The 26,418-nt window shown below is 66.4% G+C and carries 26 protein-coding genes; 14 read left to right on the top strand and 12 right to left on the bottom strand.

The features are described 5' to 3' along the window. The first annotated feature begins 138 nt into the window (after positions 1 to 138). Complete coding sequence (locus F3J20_RS14580) at positions 139 to 1,347, top strand: sensor histidine kinase (protein WP_167283703.1); 1,209 nt, start codon at positions 139 to 141, stop codon at positions 1,345 to 1,347. Positions 1,348 to 1,448: 101 nt separating this feature from the next. Continuing rightward, entirely contained in the window at positions 1,449 to 1,940 is a 492-nt protein-coding gene (locus tag F3J20_RS14575; RefSeq protein WP_167283702.1) for a GNAT family N-acetyltransferase, read from the top strand. Between the two features lie 28 nt (positions 1,941 to 1,968). Here F3J20_RS14575 and F3J20_RS14570 read toward each other — a convergent pair whose 3' ends face one another. From F3J20_RS14570 to F3J20_RS14545, 6 genes are all read right to left on the bottom strand, one after another. Continuing rightward, a complete protein-coding gene (locus tag F3J20_RS14570; protein ID WP_167283701.1) occupies positions 1,969 to 2,277 on the bottom strand; it encodes a hypothetical protein in 309 nt (102 codons plus the stop codon). Positions 2,278 to 2,426: 149 nt separating this feature from the next. Next, complete coding sequence (locus F3J20_RS14565) at positions 2,427 to 3,452, bottom strand: hypothetical protein (RefSeq protein WP_167283720.1); 1,026 nt, start codon at positions 3,450 to 3,452, stop codon at positions 2,427 to 2,429. Positions 3,453 to 3,985: 533 nt separating this feature from the next. After that, a complete protein-coding gene (pcaF, locus tag F3J20_RS14560; RefSeq protein WP_167283700.1) occupies positions 3,986 to 5,188 on the bottom strand; it encodes a 3-oxoadipyl-CoA thiolase in 1,203 nt (400 codons plus the stop codon). Between the two features lie 513 nt (positions 5,189 to 5,701). Next, positions 5,702 to 6,490: a 2-oxo-tetronate isomerase gene (otnI, locus tag F3J20_RS14555; RefSeq protein WP_167283699.1), complete on the bottom strand. Its 789-nt coding sequence runs from the start codon at positions 6,488 to 6,490 to the stop codon at positions 5,702 to 5,704. Positions 6,491 to 6,683: 193 nt separating this feature from the next. Continuing rightward, the gene (locus F3J20_RS14550; RefSeq protein WP_167283698.1) at positions 6,684 to 7,358 is read right to left on the bottom strand and encodes an aldolase; all 675 of its coding nucleotides are present in this window, start codon (positions 7,356 to 7,358) and stop codon (positions 6,684 to 6,686) included. A 53-nt stretch (positions 7,359 to 7,411) separates the two neighbouring features. Further along, a complete protein-coding gene (locus tag F3J20_RS14545; RefSeq protein ID WP_167283697.1) occupies positions 7,412 to 8,116 on the bottom strand; it encodes a FadR/GntR family transcriptional regulator in 705 nt (234 codons plus the stop codon). 235 nt (positions 8,117 to 8,351) lie between these two features. On the opposite strand from F3J20_RS14545, the gene F3J20_RS14540 reads away from it, so the two are divergent. After that, positions 8,352 to 9,176 carry an IclR family transcriptional regulator gene (locus tag F3J20_RS14540; protein WP_167283696.1) on the top strand — a complete coding sequence of 275 codons (825 nt, stop codon included), beginning with the start codon at positions 8,352 to 8,354 and terminating at the stop codon, positions 9,174 to 9,176. A 183-nt stretch (positions 9,177 to 9,359) separates the two neighbouring features. Here F3J20_RS14540 and F3J20_RS14535 read toward each other — a convergent pair whose 3' ends face one another. From F3J20_RS14535 to phnF, 4 genes are all read right to left on the bottom strand, one after another. Beyond that, on the bottom strand, positions 9,360 to 10,550 hold the full coding sequence (locus tag F3J20_RS14535) for a M20 aminoacylase family protein (protein WP_167039747.1): 1,191 nt from the start codon (positions 10,548 to 10,550) through the stop codon (positions 9,360 to 9,362). A 101-nt stretch (positions 10,551 to 10,651) separates the two neighbouring features. Then, on the bottom strand, positions 10,652 to 11,203 hold the full coding sequence (gene phnN / locus F3J20_RS14530; protein ID WP_167039745.1) for a phosphonate metabolism protein/1,5-bisphosphokinase (PRPP-forming) PhnN: 552 nt from the start codon (positions 11,201 to 11,203) through the stop codon (positions 10,652 to 10,654). Then, entirely contained in the window at positions 11,200 to 11,976 is a 777-nt protein-coding gene (locus F3J20_RS14525; RefSeq protein WP_345889883.1) for a DUF1045 domain-containing protein, read from the bottom strand. Before F3J20_RS14525 ends, phnN begins: the two co-directional genes overlap by 4 nt. Continuing rightward, positions 11,973 to 12,731: a phosphonate metabolism transcriptional regulator PhnF gene (phnF, locus tag F3J20_RS14520; protein WP_167039741.1), complete on the bottom strand. Its 759-nt coding sequence runs from the start codon at positions 12,729 to 12,731 to the stop codon at positions 11,973 to 11,975. Before phnF ends, F3J20_RS14525 begins: the two co-directional genes overlap by 4 nt. A gap of 180 nt (positions 12,732 to 12,911) precedes the next feature. On the opposite strand from phnF, the gene phnG reads away from it, so the two are divergent. The 7 genes from phnG (at position 12,912) to F3J20_RS14485 (ending at position 18,955) form a co-directional block, all read left to right on the top strand. After that, positions 12,912 to 13,415, top strand: a complete 504-nt coding sequence (gene phnG / locus F3J20_RS14515; protein WP_167039739.1) for a phosphonate C-P lyase system protein PhnG — start codon at positions 12,912 to 12,914, stop codon at positions 13,413 to 13,415. After that, entirely contained in the window at positions 13,415 to 14,053 is a 639-nt protein-coding gene (gene phnH, locus F3J20_RS14510) for a phosphonate C-P lyase system protein PhnH (protein WP_167283695.1), read from the top strand. The genes phnG and phnH overlap by 1 nt, the downstream gene beginning before the upstream one ends. Then, entirely contained in the window at positions 14,053 to 15,243 is a 1,191-nt protein-coding gene (locus F3J20_RS14505; protein ID WP_167283694.1) for a carbon-phosphorus lyase complex subunit PhnI, read from the top strand. Before phnH ends, F3J20_RS14505 begins: the two co-directional genes overlap by 1 nt. Continuing rightward, complete coding sequence (locus F3J20_RS14500) at positions 15,240 to 16,187, top strand: alpha-D-ribose 1-methylphosphonate 5-phosphate C-P-lyase PhnJ (RefSeq protein WP_167039733.1); 948 nt, start codon at positions 15,240 to 15,242, stop codon at positions 16,185 to 16,187. Before F3J20_RS14505 ends, F3J20_RS14500 begins: the two co-directional genes overlap by 4 nt. Beyond that, positions 16,184 to 16,954 (top strand): phosphonate C-P lyase system protein PhnK, encoded by a 771-nt coding sequence (gene phnK, locus F3J20_RS14495; RefSeq protein WP_167039731.1) that lies wholly within the window; start codon positions 16,184 to 16,186, stop codon positions 16,952 to 16,954. The genes F3J20_RS14500 and phnK overlap by 4 nt, the downstream gene beginning before the upstream one ends. A gap of 8 nt (positions 16,955 to 16,962) precedes the next feature. Beyond that, a complete protein-coding gene (gene phnL, locus F3J20_RS14490) occupies positions 16,963 to 17,757 on the top strand; it encodes a phosphonate C-P lyase system protein PhnL (RefSeq protein ID WP_167283693.1) in 795 nt (264 codons plus the stop codon). Positions 17,758 to 17,821: 64 nt separating this feature from the next. Continuing rightward, positions 17,822 to 18,955 carry an alpha-D-ribose 1-methylphosphonate 5-triphosphate diphosphatase gene (locus F3J20_RS14485; RefSeq protein WP_167283692.1) on the top strand — a complete coding sequence of 378 codons (1,134 nt, stop codon included), beginning with the start codon at positions 17,822 to 17,824 and terminating at the stop codon, positions 18,953 to 18,955. Positions 18,956 to 19,034: 79 nt separating this feature from the next. Here F3J20_RS14485 and F3J20_RS14480 read toward each other — a convergent pair whose 3' ends face one another. Beyond that, positions 19,035 to 20,849 (bottom strand): diguanylate cyclase, encoded by a 1,815-nt coding sequence (locus F3J20_RS14480; protein ID WP_167039725.1) that lies wholly within the window; start codon positions 20,847 to 20,849, stop codon positions 19,035 to 19,037. Beyond that, complete coding sequence (locus F3J20_RS14475) at positions 20,849 to 21,967, bottom strand: extracellular solute-binding protein (protein WP_167283691.1); 1,119 nt, start codon at positions 21,965 to 21,967, stop codon at positions 20,849 to 20,851. The genes F3J20_RS14480 and F3J20_RS14475 overlap by 1 nt, the downstream gene beginning before the upstream one ends. Positions 21,968 to 22,090: 123 nt before the next feature. Between F3J20_RS14475 and F3J20_RS14470 the strand changes: the two genes are divergently transcribed. From F3J20_RS14470 to F3J20_RS14455, 4 genes are all read left to right on the top strand, one after another. Continuing rightward, entirely contained in the window at positions 22,091 to 22,327 is a 237-nt protein-coding gene (locus tag F3J20_RS14470) for a hypothetical protein (RefSeq protein WP_167283690.1), read from the top strand. A 339-nt stretch (positions 22,328 to 22,666) separates the two neighbouring features. Further along, a complete protein-coding gene (locus tag F3J20_RS14465) occupies positions 22,667 to 23,449 on the top strand; it encodes an ABC transporter substrate-binding protein (RefSeq protein WP_167039719.1) in 783 nt (260 codons plus the stop codon). Positions 23,450 to 23,763: 314 nt separating this feature from the next. Then, positions 23,764 to 24,879, top strand: coding sequence for a succinylglutamate desuccinylase/aspartoacylase family protein (locus F3J20_RS14460; RefSeq protein ID WP_167039717.1), 1,116 nt, complete (start codon positions 23,764 to 23,766; stop codon positions 24,877 to 24,879). A 243-nt stretch (positions 24,880 to 25,122) separates the two neighbouring features. Then, on the top strand, positions 25,123 to 26,286 hold the full coding sequence (locus F3J20_RS14455; RefSeq protein ID WP_167039715.1) for a porin: 1,164 nt from the start codon (positions 25,123 to 25,125) through the stop codon (positions 26,284 to 26,286). The last annotated feature ends 132 nt before the right edge of the window (positions 26,287 to 26,418 follow it).

The following is a 26,418-nucleotide window of genomic DNA, read 5'->3' as shown; positions in this document are numbered from 1 at the left end:
CCGGGCACCGGGCGCCCATGCATACGCGGCACAACGGCGCGATGGCACGACGCCAAGGCCCACGGAGCCGACGGGAGCAATGCGATCGGGCGAGTTCGTACGTTCGTATGTTGTAGAAATTTCCTGGGCGCATTCATCATGACCGACACACGCATCAGTCCGCTGCGCAATTTCGCCGACTACGTCCGGGCGGAACGCAGCCGTCTCACGCAGCAATGGATGGATGCCGTTGCCACCGACCTCGATCTCGTCGAAGCCGACAAGCTCACCTATCAGCAACTCGCCGATCATCTGCCGGAAATTATCGAAGGACTCTGCGCCGCGCTCGATGTGGAAGACCTCGAACAGGTCGAAACGTCGATCGAGCGCAACGCGAAAAAGCACGGCAAGATTCGCTGGGATCAGGGCTACCGCATCGAAGAACTCGTGCGCGAACTCGATCTTTTCCGGCGCGTGCTCGCCGAAGCGCTCGAGGAATTCGCCGCGCGCGCGAGCAGCTTCACGCGGCGTCACGAAAGCCGCGCGCGGCGGCTCATCGCCGAAGCATTCAGCATGGTCACGCACACGTCGATCAAGGAAGTGGTCAACGAGCGCGATCGCAAGATCGACGAGTACACGGGGCAGCTCGAACGCGCGAATCACGAGTTGATGCTCAAGCAGCAACTGGTCGGCGCGCTGCACGAGTCGCGCATGCAGATCACGCGCAGCGTCGTGCACGATCTGCGCAACTTCCTCAACGCGTTTTCGATCGCGCTGCAACTGATCGCGCGGGCGCCGTCGAAAGCCGAGACCGCCTTGACGCTCGCCAACCGCCAGGCCGCCGACATGAAGCAACTGGTCGACCAGATGGTCGAGTACTCGGTCGTGCTCGGCGACGCCACGCCGCTCGTGCCCGAAGCGGTCGATCTGCGCGAGCTTTACGAGGAGCTCGTCGCATCGTCGCGGCCGCTCGTCGAAGCCAAAGGGCTCAGGCTGCTCGCCTCGATCGATCCGGCGTTGTCGGTCATCACGTCGAATCGCCTGAAGCTCAAGCAGATCGCGGTCAATCTGCTGTCCAATGCGATCAAGTACACGAAGTCGGGGCAGGTCGAATTGCAACTCGCGACCGCCGGCACCGACCACTGGACGATTCGCGTGACGGATACCGGCGTCGGCATCGCACCCGCGGATGCGGATCGCGTGTTCGACGAATTCGAGCGCGCCGCCGGCGAGGACATTCCGGGCACGGGGCTCGGGCTCGCGATCGTCTGCGAGCTATGCCGCGTGCTGAACGGCCACATCGGGTTTGCGTCGCGCGAAGGCGTCGGCACGACGTTCGAGATCCGCTTTCCGTTGCGAAGCGAGTGACCTTCGCGATTGCCGTGCGGCACGTTCGCACGATCCGCTACACTGCGCGGATCGATACATCTCCCCATCGACCCACAGCCTCATCGCCTTATCGACCGCGCATGATCCATCTGCAAACCGCCCGCTTTCCTGAACAACTCGACATCGTGCGGACCATTTTCCGCGAATATGCCGGGAGTCTCGGCATTGATCTCGGCTTCCAGCAGTTCGACTCCGAACTGGCCGGCTTGCCCGGCAAATTTGCCGAGCCTCGCGGCCGCGTGCTGCTCGCAAGCAACGACGCGGGCGAGATTGTCGGCTGCGTCGCAATGCGTCCGCTCGACGAAACGATCTGCGAAATGAAGCGCCTTTACGTGCGCCCCGCGGGACGCGGCCTGCATGTGGGCCGGCATCTGGCTACGCGCATCTGTGCGCTGGCGAAACAGGCCGGCTATCGGCGCATGCGCCTCGACACGCTGCCGACGATGCAGGCCGCGCTCGGACTCTATGCGTCGCTCGGCTTCGAACCGATCGACGCTTACGTGTTCAATCCGATTCCCGGCGCGATCTTTCTCGAATGCGATCTGACGAAGCAGCACGAGCAATCGGCGTAGCCGGCGCCATCGCGCACACCGGTTCTGCTCAGCGCGCAACATGAATGAGGTTAGCGCCGCCGTGGATGGCGTGGCCCGCGGGCAGGCATGCGCTCATCGCGCCGCCCTGCCCGCTCAGACCGCGCACGATCACGTCCGCCGATTGGCAGTCGCGCCGCGCGAGTTCCGCGAGATCGAGCAACGCGGCGTATCGCGCGGAACAGTCCTGCGATGCCGCGTCGAAGCGGTGGCCCGCGACATCGGCCGCCGATGCGACCCAGGTGTCGATGGCCGGCAGCGCCGCCACCACGAGCATCGCCAGTGCGGATACGGTGCAGATGGCGCGTATCGACGACACCCCGGTTCGCGCCCGACACCTCGCGGTTTCTCGCCCGGCACACGTTGCATCGCTCGCGACCTCATACGCCGCCTCGCATTTCCTGGCACGCCGGAAGCGCATGAATCCACCGCATCTGATGATTCGCATCGCCACGTCCGTCACACGCATCACGCCCAGTGCGCCGGCACCCAGACACGCCCGACCCAGTGGCCCGGCACCCACACGGCCGCACGCCGCACCGGCGCGACGTATACGGGACGCGGCGCGACATAGTAGACGGCACGCGGCGCGGGCCGCGCCACATAGACGACCGGGGGCGGCGGCACATAAGCCAGCGGCGGCGTCACCACTACGGGCTTCGGCGGCACATACACGACCGGCGGCGGCACGACGGCCGGTGCCGTCGCCACGACCACCGGGTTCGGCGCCACATACGCGACCGGCGCCGCAGCGACCACCGGGTTCGGCGCGACGACCACGGCCGCGCCGCCCACCGTCGTGCTGCTGACTGTCGCGCTGCCGGCCGTCGCACCGCCCGCGACCACGACGCCGCCCGTGACCACGGTCCCGCTCGACGTCACCGTGCTGCCGTGCGTGCCGGTCACGCTCGTCGACGTCGTCACGACACCCGGCGCGACGCGCGTCGCCGTGCCCGAGTGATAGACGCTGCCGTTATCGGGGCCCGTCACCGTACCGGAGCGCGAGCAGGTCGAGCCCGCGCAATTCGTCGCGGCCGAATGGTCGTAGGTATTGCCGTTCGCCCCCGTCACCGTACCCGACGACGAATACTGGCCCGGCCCGTTGCGCGTAACGTCGCCGGACGTGGTGGCCGTCTTGCCGTCCGGTCCGGTCAGCGTGCCGGTGTGCGCGCAGGTGCCGCCCGCGCAGCTGGTATCGCCCGAGTGCTGCACCGAGTTGCCGTAGCGCCCGGTCGCCGTGCCCGAATTCGAGAACTGGCCGGGCGCCGTGCGCGTCACCGTGCCGGTGTTGCTCGCGAAGCCGCCGTACGGACCGGCGACGCCGCCCGCGTGCGAACAGCTGCCGCCGCCACACGAACCATAATGCGCGCCGTTATAGACCCCGTGCGACGTGTAGGCCGTGCCATGCCCCGACCATGCGAACGCCGAGGCGCTGCCGAACTCGAAGACGGCAGCGGCCGCGCCGAGCAGGAATGTGCGCAGCACGCGGCGCATCGATGCGCCAGCCGGCGCGGCAACGGAAGCGAGGTCGGCGCGCTGCGCGCCCGTCTGAATTGAAGCTGCGAATAAACGATTTTTCACGAGATGTCCTTACTGGATTCGGGCCACTTGCGTCACTGCCGCGTGGCGACGAACGGACTATAGAAGGACATGCCGGGTAAATCATCGGCGAAGATATGTCGCGCCGTGTCACCGCGGCGATGCCCCGCCGCACAAGGACTGGCGGGCGTTTCGCGGCGCGCGCGACATATTTCGACATAGTTTGCGTCGCCTCTTCGGGGCGCTCACTGCCCGAGCGGCGTCACCTGCACGGCCGCCGCCGAGACGAACACCGCGTACAGCGTATCGCCGACCTTCACGTCTTATCGGCGGCCGTGTGGATGGCTCGATCACGTGATCTCGCGCCAAAAGAAACAGCCCCATCGCCAAAGCGAGGGGGCTGTCGCCAAAACCACCGTGGTCATCGAAGCGCGAGCGGCCGGGGCTGGCCGTGGCCGAGCGCGCGCCGCGCTACCCGCGTTCGGTCATCACACGCGTTCGATCGCGATTGCGATACCCTGGCCGACGCCGATACACATCGTGCACAGCGCGAAGCGGCCTTGCGTGCGTTGCAGCTGATACGTCGCGGTCGTGACCAGACGCGCGCCGCTCATGCCGAGCGGGTGGCCCAGCGCGATCGCGCCGCCGTTCGGGTTCACGCGGGGATCGTCGTCGGCGACGCCGAGCGCGCGCAGCACCGCGATGCCTTGCGAGGCGAACGCTTCGTTCAGTTCGATCACGTCGAACTGGTCGATCGTCATGCCGAGGCGCGCGAGCAGTTTCTGCGTGACGGGCGCCGGGCCGATGCCCATCACGCGCGGCTCGACGCCGGCGGTAGCGACGCCGAGCACGCGGGCGCGCGGCGTGAGGCCGAAGCGCTTCGCGGTTTCCGCGTTGGCGAGCAGCAGCGCGGCCGCGCCGTCGTTCACGCCCGAGGCGTTACCGGCCGTGACCGTGCCGTCCGGACGCACGACGCCCTTCAGCCTGGCGAGCGTTTCGAGGCTCGTTTCGCGCGGATGCTCGTCCTGCAGCACCGTGATCGGATCGCCCTTCTTCTGCGCGATCGTCACGCCGACGATTTCCTGCGCGAGCGTGCCGTCCTTCTGCGCGCGAGCCGCCTTCTGCTGGCTGCGCAGCGCGAACGCGTCCTGGTCGGCGCGGCTGATGTTGTAGTCCGTCGCGACGTTTTCGCCGGTTTCCGGCATCGAGTCGACGCCGTACAGCTTCTTCATCAGCGGATTGACGAAGCGCCAGCCGATCGTCGTGTCGTGGATCTCGTTCTGACGCGTGAACGCGCTGGTCGCCTTGGGCATCACGAACGGCGCGCGGCTCATGCTTTCGACGCCGCCCGCCACCATCAGCGCGGCCTCGCCCGACTTGATCGCGCGCGCGGCGATACCGATCGCGTCCATGCCCGAACCGCACAGACGGTTGACCGTCGAGCCCGGCACGTCCTTCGGCAGGCCTGCGAGCAGCAGCGACATGCGCGCGACGTTGCGGTTGTCGTCGCCGGCCTGGTTCGCACAGCCGTAGATCACGTCGTCGATGGCGCTCCAGTCGACGTTCGGGTTACGCTCCATCAGCGCCTTGAGCGGCACCGCGCCGAGGTCGTCGGCGCGCACCGACGACAGCGAACCCGCATAGCGGCCAATGGGGGTGCGAATCGCGTCGCACAGGAATGCTTCGGTCATGTGATGTCTCCAGTTGAGATGCTACGTGCGCCGCGCGCCGGTTTTCCGTGGATGACGCGAGCCCGATGCATCAGCACATCGACGCATCGGCCCGGCGGCCCTCACGGCAAATGGCGGCAAGCTGCGGGACGCCGCAGGAAAGCGGCGGCGCGGCGGTCACCACGGGCGGTCGCCACCTCAAGGCAGCTTAGCGCAGGATCGTGAACGATGGGCTTGGAATCGACGACAGTTGCCGCAACCGCGGCGTGCCTCGGCGTGGTTTCCTCACCCGGCCTTATGTTCTATATACGAACACAAGGTCATATATCGAACAAACAGGCTCGATGATAGGCGCGTGCGCGAAACCGTGTCAAGCACGGACGAAGCCGTGCCAGCGGATACCAGGGAATACGCGCAGGGAGTGGTTCTCAACCGGTCTTCAATGCAAGCCGATTCCTTGAGGAGTCGGCGGCACTGAAGAACGATCAGGTAAACGGCAGAACGAGAGGCAAAACGAACGATGAATCGCGACGCTCAACGCGCCGCGTCGAGATAAGGCCGCAGCCATCCGAGCCCCGCCGAGGTCGCCGCGCGCGGCCGGTATTCGCAGCCGATATAGCCATCGTAGCCGAGCGAATCGATCAGATCGAACAGGTATGGATAGTTCAGCTCGCCGATGTCGGGTTCGTGGCGCTCGGGCACGCCCGCGATCTGGATATGGCCGATGCCGGCCCTATCGCGCTTGAGCTTCATCGCCAGATCGCCCTCGACGATCTGGCAGTGATAGCAGTCGAACTGCACCTTCAGATTCGCCGCGCCGACTTCGGCGCAGATCGCCTGCGCGTCGTCCTGGCGATTGAGGAAATAGCCCGGCATGTCGCGCGCATTGATCGGCTCGATGACGATCATGATCTGCTCGGCTTGCGCGGTCTGCGCGGCGTAGGCGAGATTCTTCAGATACACGTCGCGCAGTTTTTCGCGCGGCTGGTCCTGCGGCACGAGGCCCGCCATCACGTGCAGCTTGCGGTTGCCGAGCACGCGCGCGTAGTCGAGCGCGGTGTCGATGCTGCGGCGGAATTCGTCCTCGCGGCCCGGCAGGATCGCGATGCCGCGCTCGCCGCCGTTCCAGTCTCCCGGCGGCGCATTGAAGAGCGCCTGCGTGAGGCCGTGCGCATCGAGTTGCGCTTGCAGTTCGTCGGCGCGAAAGTCGTACGGAAACAGAAACTCGACCGCTTTGAAACCGTCGCGCGCGGCGGCGGCGAAACGGTCGAGAAAAGCGTGCTCGTTGTACATCATGGTCAGATTGGCGGCGAAGCGAGGCATGGCGACAACTCCTTGAAAACAGTGTGTAGGGCGCGCGATGCATGCGCTGAGCACGCGTGCGCCGATAAAAATAAACGAACGGACGGGAACGTCGACGGCAACGCAGGGTGCCGACTTCGCGGAGCCGAGCGGCGCGGCACATGCGTCTGAGCGAGACGCAAGCTATACCCGCACAATCAGCACCCGCGCCGCCTTACCAGCGCGCGCCGAACACCGCGCGCAGTTCTTCGAGCGCGGCTTCTTCGAGCGGCGCGGGACGCGGCTGCGTCATCAGCCACAGGCGCGCGGTCTCCTCGAGTTCTTCGAGCGCATACGACGCATGCGCGACCGAGCGCTCCCACACCACCGGCCCCAATCGGTCGAGCAACACCGCGCGCACGCTGTCGGCGAGCGCGGCGATCTGCGCGGCCACGTGCGGATCGCCGGGGCGGCGGTAACGGATCAGCGGGACGTGTCCCACTTTCATCACGTAGTACGGCGTGATCGGCGGCAGCACGTCGGTCTCGCTCCAGACGCCCGCGAGCGTCAGCGCGACGAGATGCGTCGAATGCGTATGGACGATGCCGCGCGCTTCGCGATTGCGCGCATAGATGCCTTGATGCAGCGCGAGCGTTTTCGACGGCTTGCCGCCCGACACCGCGCGCCCGTCGACGTCGACCTTCGCGATATCGGCAGGGTCGAGCCGGCCGAGGCACGCATCGGTCGGCGTGATGAGCCAGCCGTCGTCGAGCCGCGCGCTGATGTTGCCGGCGGTGCCGACCGTATAGCCGCGCTGGTAGAGGCTCGCGCCGCAGGCGCAGATTTCCTCGCGCACGCGCGCTTCGTCAGTCGTGTGGAGTGCGGGGGTGGATACAGGTGCAGCGGTCATTGTGGGGTTCCATCCAGATGGCGTAACGCCTTGTCGAAGAAATCGGTCATGGGCTAACTCATCCCCGCCTCAGCCAGCCGGCGCGCCGCGTTATACAGATGCGTCTGCGCAGCCTCGCGCGCCGCCTGCGGATCACGCGCGCGGATCGCGGCGGCAATCGCCGCATGCTCGTCGCGCACCTGCCGCGAGAAATCTTCGCGCAGCGCCTCGTTGCGGCGCGTGACGACCACGCCCGCTTCGAGGTATTGATTGAGGAACGTCAGCGTCTTGAGGAAATACGGATTGCCGGTGGCCGCCGCGATCGCGCGATGAAACGCGACGTCTTCGGCGACGCCGTCGTCGCCCTCGGCCACCGCCTCGTCGATGCGCGCGAGCGCCGCCTCGATCGACGCCATCTCGGCGTCGCCGCACCGCAGCGCGGCTTCGGCGGCGACCTCGGCCTCGATCGCGCGGCGCAGCGCGAGAATCTGCACGACCGAGCCCGGCTCGGCCGCTTCGGCGTAGTCGATGCGCAGCGGCCGGATCGCGCCGTGCCCGGCGACGAACACGCCGCTGCCCTGGCGCGGCTCGACCACGCCCTCGTTCTTCAGCCGCGAAATCGCCTCGCGGATCACCGTGCGGCTCACGCCGAACTGCTGCGCGAGCACGGCCTCGGTCGGCAGCTTGCCGCCGCGCACGAAAGCGCCTTTGTCGATCTGCACGAGCAGTTGCTGCGCGACCGTGTCGCTCAACGCCCGCGCGGGAATCTTGTCGAACATGAGGTATCGGATGGCTGTGGATGAGCCGAATTAGTCAGGTTATCGGGTCATCATACAAATTTCACGCGTTCAGCCCTATCCACGCAAACCCTGGCATTTTTGAGAGAACGCGCGTCATTTGGCGAAACAGAAGGCTTAAGCTATCGTCACGCCTTTGCGCCACAATGCGCGGCATCGAATGGCGCACGCCCGCGCGCCTTCATGCGCATCTTTCCGAACGCACTTTTCAAGGCCCATGAGCAAAGCCCTGCCGTCGTCTTCCGCCGTTCCCGCCCACGCCGAGCCGGCCCCGGAGAAACCGGGCGACTCGTACGTGCAGTCGTTCGCGCGCGGTCTCGCGGTGATCCGCGCGTTCGACGCGACGCGCCCCGAGCAGACGCTCACCGACGTCGCCGCCGCGACCGGCCTCACGCGCGCGGGCGCGCGCCGGATTCTGCTGACGCTGCAGACGCTCGGCTACGTGGAAGCCGACGGCCGCCTGTTCCGCCTGACGCCGAAGATTCTCGACCTTGGCTTCGCCTACCTCACGTCGATGCCGTTCTGGAATCTCGCGGAACCGGTCATGGAAAATCTGTCGTCGCAGGTTCACGAAAGCTGCTCGGCGGCCGTGCTCGATCGCACCGAGATCGTCTACGTGTTGCGCGTGCCGACGCACAAGATCATGACGATCAACCTCTCGATCGGCAGCCGCCTGCCTGCGTATTGCACGTCGATGGGCCGCGTGCTGCTCGCCGCGCTCGACGACGACGAGCTCGACGCCACGCTGAACTCGGCGCCGCTCTACGCGCACACGCCGCGCACGGTCACCGACAAGGAAGAGCTGAAGAAGCTGATCGCGCAGGTGCGCCGCCAGGGCTGGGCGATCGTCGATCAGGAACTCGAAGGCGGACTGATTTCGCTGTCCGCGCCGATCCGCAACCGCCAGGGGCGCGTGATCGCGGCGCTGAACATCAGCGGCAACGCGCAGCGCAATTCGGCGCGGCAAATGGTGAAAGCGTTTCTCGAACCGCTGCAGCAGGCCGCGCAGACGGTGTCGGATATGGTGGCGCGGCGCGGTTGAGGCGTGCGCTCAAGGGCTGCGCTTAAAAAACGCGCCTGAAGAACGCCCTTAAAGAACGCTCCCACGGAACGCCCCTAAGGCGCGCAGATCACCGCGCGGCCGGCGGACGCGGCAACGGGCGCGAGGCAGCGCCCCTGCCTCGCCCGATCGTTCAATCGCCTAGCCGCCCAATCGCCCAATCACTCACTGCGCGAGATAACGCTCCACGAGCCGCGTCCAGAACGCCGCGCCGATCGGCAGGTTATGGTCGTTGAAGTCGTAATGCGGGTTGTGCACCATGCAGCCGTCCTCGCCGACGCCGTTGCCGATGCGCAGGAACGTGCCCGGCCGCTGCTGCAGCATGAACGCGAAGTCCTCGCTGCCCATCAGGATATCGGTCTGCTCGACCACCTTGTCGTCGCCGACCAGTTCGCGCGCAACCTGCACCGCGAAATCCGTTTCGGCCTCCGTATTGACGACGACCGGATAGCCCTCGATGTACTCGACATACGCCTTGCCGCCGTAGCTCGCGGCCTGCGACTCGGCCAGTTCGGTGATGCGCCTCTTCAGCAACGCGCGTACCTCGGGGCTGAACGAGCGCACGCTCAGCTCGAGCCGCGCGCTGCTCGAAATCACGTTGTTCGCGGTGCCCGCGTGCATCGAGCCGATCGTCACCACGGCGGGCTGCGCCGGATCGACGTTGCGCGCGACGATGGTCTGCAAGGCCATCACGATGCTCGCGGCCACCACGACCGGATCGACGGTCAGATGCGGACGCGCCGCATGGCCGCCGACGCCCTCGATCGTGATGATCGCCTTGTCGCCCGCCGACATGAACGGCCCCTTGCGGAACAGCAGCATGCCCGGCTCCGCGCCCGGATGGTTATGCAGGCCGAACACGGCGTCGCACGGGAAGCGCTCGAACAGGCCGTCCTTGATCATCTTCAGCGCGCCGCTGTCGATGCCGCTTTCCTCGGCCGGCTGGAAGTACAGATGCACGGTGCCCGAGAAATTGCGCGTGGCCGCGAGCCGTTGCGCGGCGCCGAGCAGGATCGTCGTGTGGCCGTCGTGGCCGCATGCGTGCATCTTGCCGTGCGTCGCGCTCGCGTAGGGCAAGCCGGTCTGCTCAAGAATCGGCAGCGCGTCCATGTCCGCGCGAATGCCGATGCGGCGCGCGCCGTCGCCCACTGTCAGCGTGCCGACCACGCCGGTCTTGCCGACCCCGCGCGTGACCTGCCAGCCCCATTGTTCGAGCCTCCCGGCCACGAGTTCGGCGGTCTGCACTTCCTCGTAGGCGAGTTCGGGATGGCGGTGAATGTGATGGCGAATTTCGCGCAGGCTCGCGACGGCGGGTTCCAGATCGGATACTTCGGTCAGACGCGGGGTCTCGTTCATTATCGTATTGCTCCATGAATTCGGGCCAGGCCGGCCAGGCGAGTCGGCAACGGAAATGGCCCAACGTACCGCAAAAATGGCCGCATAGGGTAACGCACGCGCTACAGGTTCGCATGCTCCCTCAGCACCGCGATCAACGCATGGCCGGCGTCTTCGAGCGCGCCGGAGTTGTCGATCGTCGTGCAACGCACGCCGTCGGGCAGCGAAAACGGCGCGCGCCGCGCGAGCCGCGCCGCGACCTGCTCGGCCGATTCGCGCGCCCGCGCGCCGAGCCGCGCTTCGAGAATATGTGCAGCCGCGTCGACGTGGACCACTTCCGCCTGCGGATAACGCGCGAGCGCATGCTGCACATACTGCCGCGAACCGTTGACGACCACCGTGCAGCCGCGCGCGAGCCACGCATCGAGTTCGATGCCGATGCCGTAGCGCAGCGAATGGCTCGACCATTCGAGCGCGAACAGCCCCAGCACCGAACGCGCGGCGAATTCCTCGACGCTCAGCGCGACATGCACTTCGCCATGGCCGCTCGGCCGCGTGATGTAGCGATGCGCGAACACGATCGGCTCGCCCATCAGATGCTCGCGCGCGAAGCCGAGCAGCGAGTCCTTGCCCGCGCCCGACGGCCCCATCACATAGATCAGACGCCCGTTCATCGCCGCGTCACCTGCGGGACCGCGCCGTCGTTCGGCCCGTCGGCGCGAAACGGCAAACGCTGCCACAACACGAACGGCTCGCCCGGCGCCGGCTCGACGAACAGCGCGGCGTGATCGACGCTCAACGGGCCGAGCGCGGGCACACGCTGCCGCCACCAGGCGAGCAGCGCCGCGCGCTCGCCGGCATCGTCGAGCGAATTCGACAGCGTCATATGGAAACGGAATTCGTCGAACACGTAGGGATAGCCCCATTGCAACAGCAGGCTGCGTTGTCGCTCGCTCAGCGGCGCGGCGAGGCGGCGCGCGAGATCGGCCTCGGACGGTTGCGCGCGCAGCGTATCGAGCGCTTGCAGCGCGCTCGCCGCGACGTCGCGTATGCGGGCGTCGCCATGCTCATCGGCGGGACGCAGCGCGACGAAATCGCCGAGCGTCGCGGCTTCCACCGGCAGGTCGAACGCGTGTTGCGTGAGCGCCCACGTGCGCGCTGTGGCGAGCACGTCGTCCGGCGCGAGGCCGGGCGCGAGACGAAACGGCGCGACCAGCGTGCCGTGCCAACCATAGCGGCGCGGCGCTTCGGTCAACTCCGCAAGCGCACGCGCGAGGCTCGCCGGCTGCGGCGCCGCGCAATGCTCGCCGCTTTGCGCGTCGCGCCCGAGCCATGCCGAGCCGGCCTGCCACCATGCCGACTCCCGCGCGGGCGCGTAGTACACCGCGAAGCGCGTCCGCACGTCCCATGCCGCGGCCGCTGCCGTGGCCGATGCAGTGCCGCTCACAGGTCGTGCTCCACGTACAGTTGCACGCGGTCCGCCGCGAAATGCGTGAAGCCGTATTTGATCGGCGTGCCTTGCAGGTCGACGTCGACGTTTTCGACCCACAGCACCGGCTGCTGCCGGTTGATGTTCAGACGCCGCGCGACTTCCGGCTCGGGCAGCACGCTGCCGATGCGGCTCCACTTGCGCAGATAATCGCTCACGCCGAATTCGGCGAGCGCCTTCGTCACGCCGCCGACGCGCTGCGCGACTTCCGGCAGATCGGCGAAACGCGTGGCCGGATACCAGCTGCGCGCGAACGTGAGCGGCACGCCATCGGACTCGTTCAGCGATTCGATGCGATACACCGCCGCGCCGGCGCGCAGGCCCAGCGCCTTCGCGACGCCGGCCTCGGCCTTCACGCGCGTGGCCGCCAGCATCGTGCCGGCCGGCGCGTGATGCTGCTGGCGCAGGTTCTCGGTGAAGCGCGTGCGGCGGCCGATCGTATAGTCGATCGCGCCCGGCTGCACGAACGTGCCGCGGCCCTGCTCGACGCTGACGAGGCCGAGCGCGGCGAGGCCGAGCATCGCGCGGCGCACGGTGTGGCGGTTGACGTCGAAGCGCCTGGCGAGTTCGCCCTCGCTCGGCAGGCGCCCTTCCTCGCCGAAACCGCTGGCCGCGATCTCGGCGGCCAGAATCTGTTCGATCTGCCTCCAGACGGCCACGCCCGCGCCGCGCTCGAGCATCGTGGCCGGTGTCGCGCTGTCGTTCGATGTCATGGTGCTGTCATTCCCCTAGGTTCAAATGATCGCCGTGAGGTGCATTGTAGTGCGCGAGCCATGATGGAAATATGAAAACGTGCCTGCGTACAACGAATCCTTCAATTGCGCCTTTAAACGTCTAGACGTTTAGATGAATAGATGCTCAAATGTCCACTCGATGGATCGACAGGAAACCCGATGAGCGCCACTTCCCTTTCGCCCGGCATGCCGTCTTCCGCCGCGTCGCCGGCGCGGCGCGCGTGGATGGCCGTGCTGGCCCGCACGCCGCGCGCCGATCTCGAGGCCACGCTCGCGCAGGTGCTGCAAGAGCTTCCCCAGCCCGTCTACGACTGGCTGCGCCCGCCTGAAATCGGCCTTGCGATGGTGCGCGGGCGCGTCGGCGGCAGCGGCGATCCGTTCAATCTCGGCGAAGCAACGGTCACGCGCGCCACGCTGCGCCTGCGTGCCGATGGCGCGGCCCCGGCAATCGTCGGCGTGGCCTGTCATCTGGGACGCGACCGCCGCCGCGCCGAACTCGCCGCGCTCGCCGACGCGCTGCTGCAAATGCCGGAGCATCACGACGCGATGCAGCGCCGGCTGATCGGGCCGTTGGCCGCCCAACAGCAGGCACGCCGCGCACGCCGGCAGCAGGACGCCGACTCCACGCGCGTCGAATTCTTCACGATGGTCCGGGGCGACTGATGGAAACCTCACCGATTGCATTGTCCACGCTGACCCCGGGTTTCGCCGATCCGGTCCACGACACCCAGGCGGTGTTTCGCACGCTGCTCGATGCGCTGTCGCGGCCGGGCACGCCTGGCGTCGTCGGCGACCGCCTGCCTGGATCGAGCGAAGCACACGAAACGCACGACTCGCACGAAGCGCGTGCCGAGCCTGCCGCGTTCGCCGCGCTGCTCACGTTGTGCGACTACGCGACGCCGATCTGGCTCGCCCAAGCCGATACCGCGCTCGCTTCCGCGCTGCGCTTTCATACCGGCGCGCCGCTCGTCGAGACGCCCGCTGAAGCCGCGTTCGCCTATATCCACGATGCCGACGCCTTGCCGCCGCTCGACAGCTTCGCGCTCGGCAACGCCGAGTCGCCCGAGCAATCGGCCACGCTGCTGATCCGCGTCGCGTCGCTGACGGGCGGCGCACCGGTCGTGCTGCGCGGCCCCGGCATTCGCGAGACCGCGACGATTGCGCCGGCCGGCCTGCCCGCGCAGTTCTGGCGCGAACGCGCGGCGCTCGCCCCGCTCTTTCCGTGCGGCATCGACTGTTATCTGGTTAGCGGCACGCGCCTCGTCGGCCTGCCGCGCACAACTGAAGCGAAGGTGAACTGATGTACGTTGCCGTCAAGGGTGGAGAACGCGCGATCGAAGCATCGTGGCGCAGGCTCGACAAGGCGCGCCGCGGCGATACGCGCATCGCCGAACTCAGCGTCGCGCAGATTCGCGAGCAGTTGCGTCTCGCGGTCGCGCGCGTGATGACAGAAGGCTCGGTCTACGACGAAGAACTCGCGGCGCTCGCGATCAAGCAGGCCGCCGGCGATCTCGTCGAAGCGATCTTCCTGCTGCGCGCCTATCGCACCACGTTGCCGCGTTTCGGCTATACGCGTGCGATCGATACCGAAGCGATGCAGGTCGAGCGCCGCATTTCGGCGACCTTCAAGGACGTGCCGGGCGGCCAGCTGCTCGGCGCGACTTACGATTACACGCAGCGTCTGCTCGATTTCGCGTTGCTCGCCGAGGGTCATGACGAAGGCAAGCATGACGCAGACGACATGGCGCACGGCAGCGCATCGGGTTCGGACGAAGCATCGACGCAGCAGCCGGCCGGCGAGCCCATGCCGCGCGTCGTCGCGCTGCTCGACAAGGAAGGGCTGATCGAGCAGGAACGTCCGTCGCCCGACGGCGCGGAACCCGGCGATCTGTCGCGCGAGCCGCTCGCGTTTCCGGCGAGCCGCGCGACGCGTCTGCAGAATCTCGCGCGCGGCGACGAAGGCTTTCTGCTCGCGATGGGTTATGCGACGCAGCGCGGCTACGCGCACTCGCATCCGTTCGCGGGCGAGATCCGCTTCGGCACGATCGCGGTCGAAATGGAACTCGACGAACTCGGCGCGGCGGTCGAGATCGGCGACCTCGACATCACCGAATGCCAGATGATCAACCAGTTCGCGGGCAGCGGCTCGGTGCCGCCCGCGTTCACGCAGGGCTATGGCCTCGCGTTCGGTCACTCGGAGCGCAAGGCGATGGCGATGGCACTCGTCGATCGCGCGCTGCGTGCCGAGGAACTCGGCGAAACGCTCGCCTCGCCGACGCAGGACATCGAGTTCATGCTCTCGCATAGCGATAACGTGGAAGCGTCGGGCTTCGTGCAGCATCTGAAGCTGCCGCATTACGTCGACTTCCAGTCCGAACTGGAACTGGTGCGCAAGCTGCGCGCGCAACATCGCGCTCTGGGCGAAAACGCGTCAAACCACGACGCGGCAACCGGGGCCCACCCCGCCACCGACAGGGAGCAAGCAGCATGAACGCGCCGGATACCGCTCTTTCGAACACCGCCGCCACGGGCACCTCGCACGACAGCGCTGCGCACGGCTACAACTTCGCGTATCTCGACGAGCAGACCAAGCGCATGCTGCGCCGCGCGCTGCTCAAGGCCGTCGCGGTGCCGGGCTACCAGGTGCCGTTCGCCTCGCGTGAAATGCCGCTGCCGTTCGGCTGGGGCACGGGCGGCATTCAGGTGACGGCCGCGATCATCGGCAAGGCAGACACGCTGAAGGTCATCGATCAGGGCTCCGACGAAACCACCAACGCGGTCAACATCCGCCGCTTCTTCGCCCGCACGACCGGCGTCGCGACCACGCGCCGCACGGCCGAGGCGACGATCGTCCAGACCCGCCACCGGATTCCCGAAACGCCGCTGACCGAGAAGCAGATTCTGGTCTACCAGGTGCCGATGCCCGAGCCGCTGTACCGGCTCGAACCGCGCGTCGCCGAATGCAAGAAGCTGCATGCGCTGGCCGATTACGGCCTCATCAGCGTGAAGCTCTACGAGGACATCGTGCATCACGGCAGCATCGCGACGACCTACGACTATCCGGTGATCGTCAATCATCGCTATCTGACCTCGCCCTCGCCGATTCCGAAGTTCGACAATCCGAAGATGCATATGAACCCCGCGCTGCAACTGTTCGGCGCGGGCCGCGAACGGCGCATTCATGCGATTCCGCCCTATACGCCGGTGCGCAGCCTCGACTTCGACGATCATCCGTTCGAGGTGCAGAAGTGGCAGCATGCCTGCGCGCTGTGCGGATCGAAGGAGAGCTTTCTCGACGAGATGATCGTCGACGATGCGGGCACGCGCATGTTCGTCTGCTCCGATAGCGATTACTGTCACGAGCGGCGCGGCGACGGCGATATCGAATCGCCGGCCCCGCTGCTGCCCACCGCGCGCCAGGGAGAATCCGCATGACGCCGCTTCTGAGCGCCCGCGCGCTGACCAAACAATACGGCGGCCGCAACGGTTGCCGCAACGTGAGCTTCGATCTCTATCCGGGCGAGGTGCTGTGCATCGTCGGCGAATCGGGCTCGGGCAAGACCACGCTGCTCAACACGCTGGCGCTGAAAACCGAGGCCGATAGCGGCTCGCTTCACTACACCGCGACGCATGGCGACACGCTCGACCTGCGCGCGCTCTCCGAGCCGCGCCGCCGGTTGCTGATGCGCACCGAGTGGGGCTTCGTGCAGCAGAATCCGCGCGATGGCCTGCGCAGCGGCGTGTCGGCCGGCGCGAATATCGGCGAGCCGCTGATGGCGGTCGGCGCGCGCCACTACGGCGAGATTCGCCGCGCCGCGACGCAGTGGATGGAGCGCGTCGAACTCGACGCGACGCGCATCGACGAATTCCCCGCCGCGTTTTCGGGCGGCATGCAGCAGCGTTTGCAGATCGCGCGCAATCTCGTCACCGGTCCGCGCCTCGTCTTCATGGACGAACCGACCGCCGGGCTCGACGTGTCCGTGCAGGCGCGTCTGCTCGATCTGCTGCGCACGTTGACGTCGACGCTGCATCTGTCGGTGCTGATCGTCACGCACGATATCGGCGTGGCGCGTCTGCTCGCGCATCGGCTGATGGTCATGCAGGCGGGTGAAGTCGTCGAGGCGGGCCTGACCGATCAGGTGCTCGACGATCCGCAGCATCCGTATACGCAAACGCTGGTTTCCTCGGTTCTGCCGGTTTGAGGCTCACGATGCAATCCATTGAAGCAGACCTGCAAGCAGGCAACGCGGCGCGCAGCAGCGCCCCGGCTTTCGCCGCCCGCCCCGCGCTGATGCTGCGCGCGACCGGCATCGGCAAGACCTTTACGCTGCACGGCCAGGGCGGCGTGCAGATCGAAGCGCTCGCGGACGTGTCGCTCGACGTCGAACGCGGCGAATGCGTGGTGCTGGTCGGGCCCTCGGGCGCGGGCAAGAGCACGCTGCTGCGTTGTCTGTACGGCAACTATCTTGCGAGCACCGGCTCGATCGAGATTCGCGACATGACCGATCAGGGCCGGCCCGTGTCGATCGTCGGCGCCGAACCGCGCGACGTGCTGCGTCTGCGCCGCGGCGTGGTCGGCTACGTGAGCCAGTTCCTGCGCGTGATTCCGCGCGTGCCGACGCTCGCGCTCGTCGCCGAGCCGCTGGTGTCGCGCGGCGTCGCCGAAGACGAAGCCCGCGCGCGCGCCGCCCGCCTGCTCGCGCGGCTGAACGTGCCCGAGCGGCTCTGGACGCTGGCGCCCGCCACCTTTTCGGGCGGCGAACAGCAGCGCGTGAACATTGCGCGCGGCCTGATCGCGGAGCATCCGCTATTGCTGCTCGACGAGCCGACCGCCTCGCTCGATGCGGAAAACCGCGACGTGGTGGCCGATCTGATCGTCGAGGCACGCGAGCGCGGCGCGGCGATCGTCGGTATCTTTCATGACGAAGAGACGCGCAGCAAGGTCGCGACGCGCCGCCTGGAACTACAGCCGCCGCGGCGCCACGCCGTACTTGAGATCGCATGACAGGAAGCAGTGGCAGACTGCCAGGCACTACCCCTTCAGGCCCGACTGACTACGGAGCAAGTCGATGTTGATCAGGAACGCTCGCGTCGTGACGCGAGACGAAGTATTCACCGGCGTGGTGCGCGTCGAAGACGGCATGATTCGCGACGTCGAGCGCGGCGCGAGTTCGGCGCGCGAGGCCGAGGACTGGGACGGCGACTATCTGCTGCCCGGTCTGATCGAGCTGCATACCGACAATCTGGAGAAGCATCTCGTGCCGCGGCCGGGTGTCGAGTGGAATACCGACGCCGCCTTCGTGATTCACGACGCACAGGTCGCGGCCGCCGGCATCACGACCGTGTTCGACGCGCTCGCGATCGGCTCGCGCTTTAACGTCGGCGTGCGCGGCCGCGATCTGCAGACGAAATGCGCCGACTCGCTGCTGCGGCTCGCCGCGCACCGGCTGCTGCGCGCCGAACACTTTCTGCATCTGCGCTGCGAGATCGCGACCGCCGACGTCATCGACATTTTCGATTCGTTGTGCGCCCATCCGCTGCTGCGGCTCGCCTCGGTGATGGATCACACGCCGGGCCAGCGGCAATGGCACGACCGCGAGCAATGGCGCCGCTACCAGGAGCGCAACGGCAAGATGAGCGACGAGCGCGTCGCGACCGCGCTCGCCGAACTGGAAGTCGAACAGGAGCGTTATGCGGATACGCATCGCCACGAACTCGTCACGCGTTGCAAAACGCTCGGCATTCCGGTCGCGAGCCACGACGACACGCTGATCGAGCACGTCGAACAGGCCAAGGCCGAGGGCATCGTGCTCGCCGAATTCCCGACCACGCGCATTGCCGCGCAAGCCGCGCGCGAGCATGGCATCGCGACGATCATGGGCGCGCCGAACATCGTGCGCGGCGGCTCGCATTCGGGCAACGTGTCGGCGCTCGAGCTTGCACGCGCGGACCTGCTCGACATTCTCTCGTCCGATTACGTGCCGTCGAGCCTGCTGAGCGCCGTGTTCGAACTCGTCGACAAGGCGGACTGGACACTGCCGCGCGCCATGCAGACGGTCTCCGCCGAGCCGGCGCGCGCCGCCTGCCTCACCGACCGCGGCGCGATCGAGCCGGGCCTGCGCGCGGACTTCGTGCGCGTGACGATGCTCAACAAGTTGCCGGTGCCGCGCGCGACTTACCGGGGCGGCGTGCGGATCGTGTGAGGCAATCCGCAAGATCGGGGCGAAAGCGCCTCGAACCACCAACTCCTCCCGCTCCCGATCGCACCTTCTACCGCGCTTTTTACTGCGCTTCCGCCGGATCCTCCGCGGCATTCTCGTCCGCCCGCGCCGGCGCGGGTCCGTTCTTCGCGGCCGTCCCGGCCTGCTCGTCGAGCAGGTCACGGTAACGCAAATACGCGCAACGTCCGCCCGATTTCGCCGCGTACATCGCCGCGTCGGCATTCAGCAGCAGTTCCTCGGCATTGCCGCTGTCGTGCGGAAATTCGCTGATGCCGATACTCGCGCCGACCGTCATGCCGTGGCCGTCGATCACGAGCGTTTCGTTCAGCGCGTCCATGATGCGCGCGGCGATCTCGGTCGTGACGTCCGCCGCGCGCTGCCCCTCGATCAGCACGATGAATTCGTCGCCGCCCAGACGCGCGACGACATCGTCGGCACACAGCACGCCCTTGAGTCGCCCCGCCACCGCAGCCAGCACCTTGTCGCCGACCGAGTGGCCGAACTGGTCGTTGATCGGCTTGAAGCGGTCGAGATCGACGAACAGCACGGCCAGCCCCGCGCCTTGCTGCTTCGCGGCCTCAAGCGCGCTTTCGAGCTTCTGCATGAACAGCATGCGGTTCGGCAAACCGGTCAGCACGTCGTGCGTCGCGAGATGCGCAAGCTCGCTCTGCTTGCTGTGCAACGCATCCATCTGCGCGCGGATTTCGCGGCGCAAATGGTCGAAGCAGCGCGCAAGCACGCCGATTTCGTCGGTGCGCTTGAGCGGCAGCGGATTCATCGCGTGCTCGGCGAACAGGTGCGTCGCCGCCTGCGCGAGCAGATGCAAAGGCTTGGTCACCGCGCGCGCGGACAGAATAGCCAGTAGTACGGACAATGCGCTGAACACCAGCACCATGCGGATGATCCGCGTGCCGAGCTGATTCGCGCCGGCCAGCACGTCTTCCAGCGGCTTGGCGAGACCGAGCACGATGAAGCGGTTGCCTTCCGAGTCGCCGAACCGCCGGCGCACGAACGCGAGCACCTGGCCCGCCGCCTGGCGCGGCCGCATGAGACCGTTCGCGAGCACTTCGCCCTGCGTCTGCGCGAACAGCGGCTTCGTCACGGGGAAGCTGTCCTGCATCAGCACGCGCCGGCCACGATCGAAGCCAAAGGTTTTCGACGGGTCCGGATGCACCAGGAAGTCGCCCCATTCGTTCGCGAGATAGACCTGATAGTCGCTCGGCAGATCGCTTTGCAAACGCCTGAGCATGATGGCGAGATCGATGTCGATCACGACGACGCCCACCACGGTTCCATTCGCGTCCGCGACCGGCGTGCCGATCCGCAACGTCGGCTTGCCCTGCGCCGCGTGCGTGCCGTATTCGTGATTGACGACGATCGGCGACGTATAGATGCGCCCCGGCGCAAACGCGAGCGTCTCGAACACATAGGGAAACTGACCTTTCTCCTGCAGGTCCTCGCCGTCGACGCGCACGAGACCGTCGCTGTCGCGATCGAAGCGGATCAGTTCGAGCCCATGATGCCGGCGCGCAATCAGCCGCACCTGCAGATACTCCGGGTGATGCAGCATGAAGCTCGAATACACCTGCGCGAGCCGCTCGCGCGGCGCGTTCGCGCCCACGCCGTCGTCGGTTTCGGCGACGTTCGCCGACGAAGGCATGGTCGCGAGCACCAGCGCGTCGGACGCGGTGTCGTCGATCGAGAACGCGATGCGCTGGCCGAGCAGTTCCGTCGAGGTCAGCAGGCTGCGCTCCGCTTCGTTGACGAGCATCGTGCGGTTCGCGTGATACGCGTAGTAACCGGTCGCGCCCGACGCCAGCACGCCGATGCACGCGAGCAGCACGGACAGCTTGAAGGTCAGGCCGCGCCGTAGCATCAGAAGCGCTCCGAGCGATCGCCCGATTCGATTCGCGTCCACAGTGCCTCGCGCTGCTGGATATCCTCGACCGGGCCGATCCAGACGATATGCGCGTTCGGACTCGTTTCCGCGGGTTCGCTCAGCGTGTTCGCGAGCCCCTGGCGCCGCGTGAGCAACGCGCTCACGTCCGGCTCGAGCATGTAGTTGATCCACGCGAGCGCGAGCGGGCGGTCGCTCGCCGCACGCGTCATCGACCAGCAATCGAGCCACGCGAGCGCGCCTTCGTCGGGAATCACATAGCCGACGTCGGCGCCCGCGCGGCGCAGCAGCTCGACCTGCTGCGTGCCGTAGTTGCCGAACATCAGCGCGGCCTTGTGCTCGATGAAGTACGCGGTCGCCTCTTCGGGCAGCGTGTAATACGTGAGCAGATTGCGGCGCAGTTCGACGAGCTTGCGCGCGACCGTGCGCATCTGCTTGCGATCGAGCTGGAACGGATCGGGATAGCCGAGCGCGAGCGCGGTGAACGAGAAGTTGTGCTGCGCGCTGTTGAAGTCGAGCACCTTGCCGCGATAACGCGGGTTCCATAGTTCGAGCATCGAATGTGGCGCGACCGGAACCTGCTTGCGGTCGTAGATGAGTCCCATCGACGAATAGGTGAACGGAATCGCGTACACCTTGCCCGCCGACGTGAGCCCCTCGATCGAACCGAGCGCCCGGAAGCGCGGCAACTGCCTGCGCGTGTTCGGCAGACTCGCGAGGTCGAGCGGCGCGAGCAGATTCGCCTGCGTATAGCGGTGGATTTCGGCGGTGTTGGCTGCGAGCACGTCGAATTGCCCGGCATCCTTGCCGTGCATCTGCGACCACAGCGCCTCGTCGGAATCGACCAGCGTGACTTCGACCTTCGCGTTATAGCGCGCCTCGAATGCCTTGACGACGTCGGGGTCCGCGTAGCCGGGCCACGCGAGCACGTGCAGGACCTTGTCGGCGGCGCGGGCGGAGGTGGCCGCGCTCAAACCGATGCAGCACAGGGCGGCGATCAGCAACGCCGAAACGGGGGACCGGAAAACCGGCGATACCGCGATTAATGCAGAGGGAATAATCGTGCGGAAAAAACCGCGAAAAAGGTCGCCACGCATCGAGAACGCGCGGACCGGCGCGCCAACGCCCGCGACTTGCCGCTGAAAAAGCCGAATGCCACTGCCTGTTTCATCCGCCGTCGACATCGTGTGCATGAATAACACCGTTTAGCAGAAGGCCCTTTGAGCGAGCTCAAACATGCGGTATTGAAAGCCGGCGTGGCGCACGACGACTTGCAACGGACTGGCCCGCCCGTTGCGCCGGCAAGCCCTTCGAGAAAGGCCGCGACGAACGCAAGGAGCATCGATGATAGCGCCAAAGCAGCGTTTTTTGTCCCTGGCTCAAGCTGCATCGAAAAACAGTCTGATGACGGCAACGGATTCCAGCTATGCACAATGCGTTATCGGCAAATTGCGTGAAATCTTGAGCGCGCCGGCTCCCGTTCGGGAGCGGCGATGGCATGGCCGGCGGCATTGAAATCGCATGCGCAAATCGCACCTGGAAATCGCGGCGCTCGCGGCCGTTTTATCCCACAATCTGGACTCGCTCCGGCAGCCGGATTCGTCCGCGGGCCCCGCCGCGTGCGCCATCCGGTGTTTTACTAGCTTCCCAATCTTTTTGAACTGATAAGCTTGGCGCGCGTTGCAGGCCAGCCCGGCTTGCAACCTGGACCAGGCCCGGCCGCAAGTCGTGCCGGGCAGACCGCGGCGGCACAACCGCAGGCGGTCGTAATTGAACTACACCGAGGAGTAAAAACAGTGAAAAAACTGCTAGCGGCTTTGACGGTTGCTTTGCTTGCCACCGTCTCGATTGGCGCACACGCTAAAGATTGGTCGACGATCCGTTTTGGCGTTGACGCCAGCTATCCCCCGTTCGAGTCCAAGGGCGCGGACGGCAAGCTCGTTGGCTTCGATATCGACCTCGGCAACGAAATCTGCAAGCGCGTCGGCGCGAAGTGCGTGTGGGTCGAAAACGACTTCGACGGCATGATCCCGGCACTGAAGGCGAAGAAGTTCGACGGCGTGCTGTCGTCGATGTCGATGACGCCGCAGCGCGCCGAGCAGGTCGCGTTCTCGGCCAAGCTGTTCAACACGCCGACGCGCCTCGTCGCGAAGAAGGGTTCGAGCCTGCTGCCGACCGCCGATTCGCTGAAGGGCAAGTCGGTCGGCGTCGAACAGGGCACGATCCAGGAAACCTACGCGAAGACCTACTGGGAGCCGAAGGGCACCAAGGTCGTGCCGTATCAGAACCAGGACCAGGTGTATGCCGACCTGATCTCGGGCCGTCTCGACGCGGCGCTGCAGGACGCGGTGCAGGCTGAGCAGGGCTTCCTGAAGACGCCGCGCGGCGCGGGCTTCGTGTTCGTCGGCCAGAACCTCGACGATCCGAAGATTCTCGGCACCGGCGCCGGCATCGGCATGCGCAAGGAAGACACCGATCTGAAGACGAAGGTCGACAAGGCGATCGCCGACATGATCAAGGACGGCACCTACAAGAAGATCGAGCAGAAGTACTTCGACTTCGACGTGTACGGCAGCTAACGCCACGACGCGCGCCTCGCGGCGCGCCGGCCGGCTGGCTCTCGAACGGGCTCCGCGATGCGGAGCCCGTTCTGTTTTGTGCCGCGCCTGTATTCCGCCTGGGCCACGCCTGGGCCATGGTTGTGCCCGCTCATCTGCGCTCTTCGAGCCACATCGTGTGGCATATCGGCTAAGATCGTGCACAAACGTGGCGCCGCCCGCAGTACCGCCGCCCGTGGTCCGCGCCCGCGGGCCGTCCCCCGGCAGCATGCTTTCTCCATTGCAACCAACCCCATCACGCGGCCTGCACCTGTGAGCCGCGGCTTTCGAAAATCATGCAAACGCAAACCCATCCGCTGATTGCCCCGTCGCTCGGCACCGCCCGCAGCCTCACGAGTTTTCACTACGGCCCGGCCGGCGGACAGAAGATCTACATCCAGTCGTCGCTGCATGCCGACGAACTGCCCGGCATGCTGGTGTCGTGGGCGCTGCGCCGCAAGCTGGCCGCGCTCGAAACCGCGGGCAAGCTGCGCGGCGAAGTCGTGATCGTGCCGGTGCCGAACCCGATCGGCCTGAACCAGCACCTGCTCGGCCATCTGATGGGCCGCTTCGAAACCGGCACCGCGCAGAACTTCAACCGCAATTTCCACGATCTCGCGGCGCTCGTGCTGCCGGACATCGAAGGCCGCCTGACCGGCGACATCGACGCGAACCGCACGGCGATCCGCGCCGCGATGCGCGAGGCGCTCGACGCGCAGCAGCCGGCCACCGAACTCGCCTCGCAGCGCCTCGCGCTGCAAAAGCTCTCGTACGACGCCGACGTCGTGCTCGATCTGCACTGCGACTGGGAAGCCGCGATGCACCTCTACACGAACCCCGATCTGTGGCCCGAAGTCGAGCCGCTCGCGCGCTATCTCGACGCGAAGGCGTCGCTGCTCGCGCTGAACTCGGTCGGCAATCCGTTCGATGAAATCCACAGCTTCTGCTGGTCCGATCTGCGCGGCCGCTTCGGCGAGCGCTTCCCGATTCCGAACGGTTCGGTCTCGGTCACGATCGAGCTGCGCGGCCAGCGCGAGGTGTCGTACGAGTACGCGGAACACGATGCGCAGGCGATCGTCGAGTACCTGACCTCGCGCGGCGTGATCGACGGCGAGCCGGCCCCGCTGCCGCCGCTCGAATTCGCCGCCACGCCGCTCGCGGGCACGGAGCCGCTCGTCGCGCCGATCAGCGGCGTGCTCGTGTACCGCTGCGAAGTCGGCACCTGGGTCGACGCGGGCCACGAAATCGCCGACATCGTCGATCCGCTGACGGATCGCGTCGTCACGATCAAAAACAGCGTGGCCGGCGTGCTGTACGCGCGGCATCTCACGCGCTTCGCGACGGCCGGGCTCGAATTCGCCCGCATTGCCGGTGCCACGCCGTTCAGAAGCGGTTCGCTGCTGAGCAACTGATAACAGCGCCTTAGTCGCACCAACTCCCGATAAAAAAGGGGATCGCCTGCCGACACGGCAGGCGATCCCCTTTTTCTCTTTATCGGCCCGCACACGAGCAAAGTGTCGCGTCGATACGACAGATTGGCAAAAAATTTTCACTGTCACATAGCCTACTCAGCGCCCCCTTAAATTGCCGGCAATCGCGCGACTTTGCCGCAGAGCAGCGCGTCGCGATCATCCAATTTTCAACCGGAGAATGTTTTGAACAAGAAAATCCTGACCGCCGCTACCTTCGCCCTCTTCGCAAGCGCCGCTCACGCACAAAGCAGCGTCACGCTGTATGGCGTGATCGATGCGGGTATCAGCTACGTCAACAACTCGAAGACGTCGACTGGCCACGACAGCCTCACGAAGTTCGACGACGGCGTTGCGCAAGGCAGCCGCTGGGGCCTGCGTGGTACCGAAGACCTCGGTAACGGCCTGAAGGCACTGTTCGTGTTGGAGAACGGCTTCAGCAGCGCGAACGGCACGGCCGGCCAGGGCGGCGCGATGTTCGGCCGCCAGGCGTACGTCGGTCTGTCGCAAGACAACGTCGGCTCGCTGACGTTCGGCCGCCAGTACTCGTTCTCGACCGACGTGCTCGGCTCGAACTACTCGACCGGCGGCAACACCGTCGCGGGTAACTACGCGTACCACATCAACGACGTCGACCAGCTCACGTCGAGCCGTATCAACAACGCGGTGAAGTTCTCGAGCGCGAACTTCTCGGGCCTGACCTTCGGCGCGATGTACGGCTTCTCGAACACGGCAGGCGGCTTCGCCGGCACGCCGGCTGTGGGCACGACCGCAGGTTCGTCGCGTGCTTACAGCTTCGGCGCGAACTACGCAAACGGCCCGTTCGGCCTTGGCGCTGCTTACACGGACATCCGCTATCCGGGTCAGGCTTCGCCGGCTTTCTCGACCTCGCTGGCTAACGTGAGCTTCGCGACGACCGGCGTCGGCCAGATCCAGGATCTGCGCACGTTCGGCGTCGGCGGCCGCTACACGATCGGACCGGCCATGCTGTGGGCCCTGTACACGAACACGCGCCTCGCCCCGATCTCGGGCCAGTCGACGACGTTCGCCGCATACGAAGCAGGCGCGAAGTACGCGATCACGCCGGCTATCACGGCAGGCGCGGGCTACACGTACATGCACCTGAGCGGCGCGAACGTGGGTCACTGGAACCAGGTGGACCTGAGCGGCGACTACGCGCTGTCGAAGCGCACGGACGTCTACGTGCTCGGCATCTACCAGATCGCCTCGGGCCACAACGGCACGCAGGATCTGCAAGCTCAGATCGGTTCGAGCACGAGCTACTTCGGCACGTCGGGTACGGCCGACAACCAGCTGGCGTTCCGCGTCGGTCTGCGTCACAAGTTCTAAGCGGCTTGTTGCCGGCAAGGAGCGCATGCGCTCCTTGCCGGGTTGCTGTGGTGAATGCTGTAGTGGAAAACGCCTCTCTGTGAGGCGTTTTTTGTTTTGGTGGGGGCGTTTGCGTGGAAGTTTGCGTGGAAT

Source organism: Paraburkholderia sp. Cy-641 (genome assembly GCF_011752945.1).
GTDB lineage: Bacteria > Pseudomonadota > Gammaproteobacteria > Burkholderiales > Burkholderiaceae > Paraburkholderia.
Note: the sequence above shows the minus strand (reverse complement) of the source record. Positions and strands in the feature narration are given on the sequence as shown.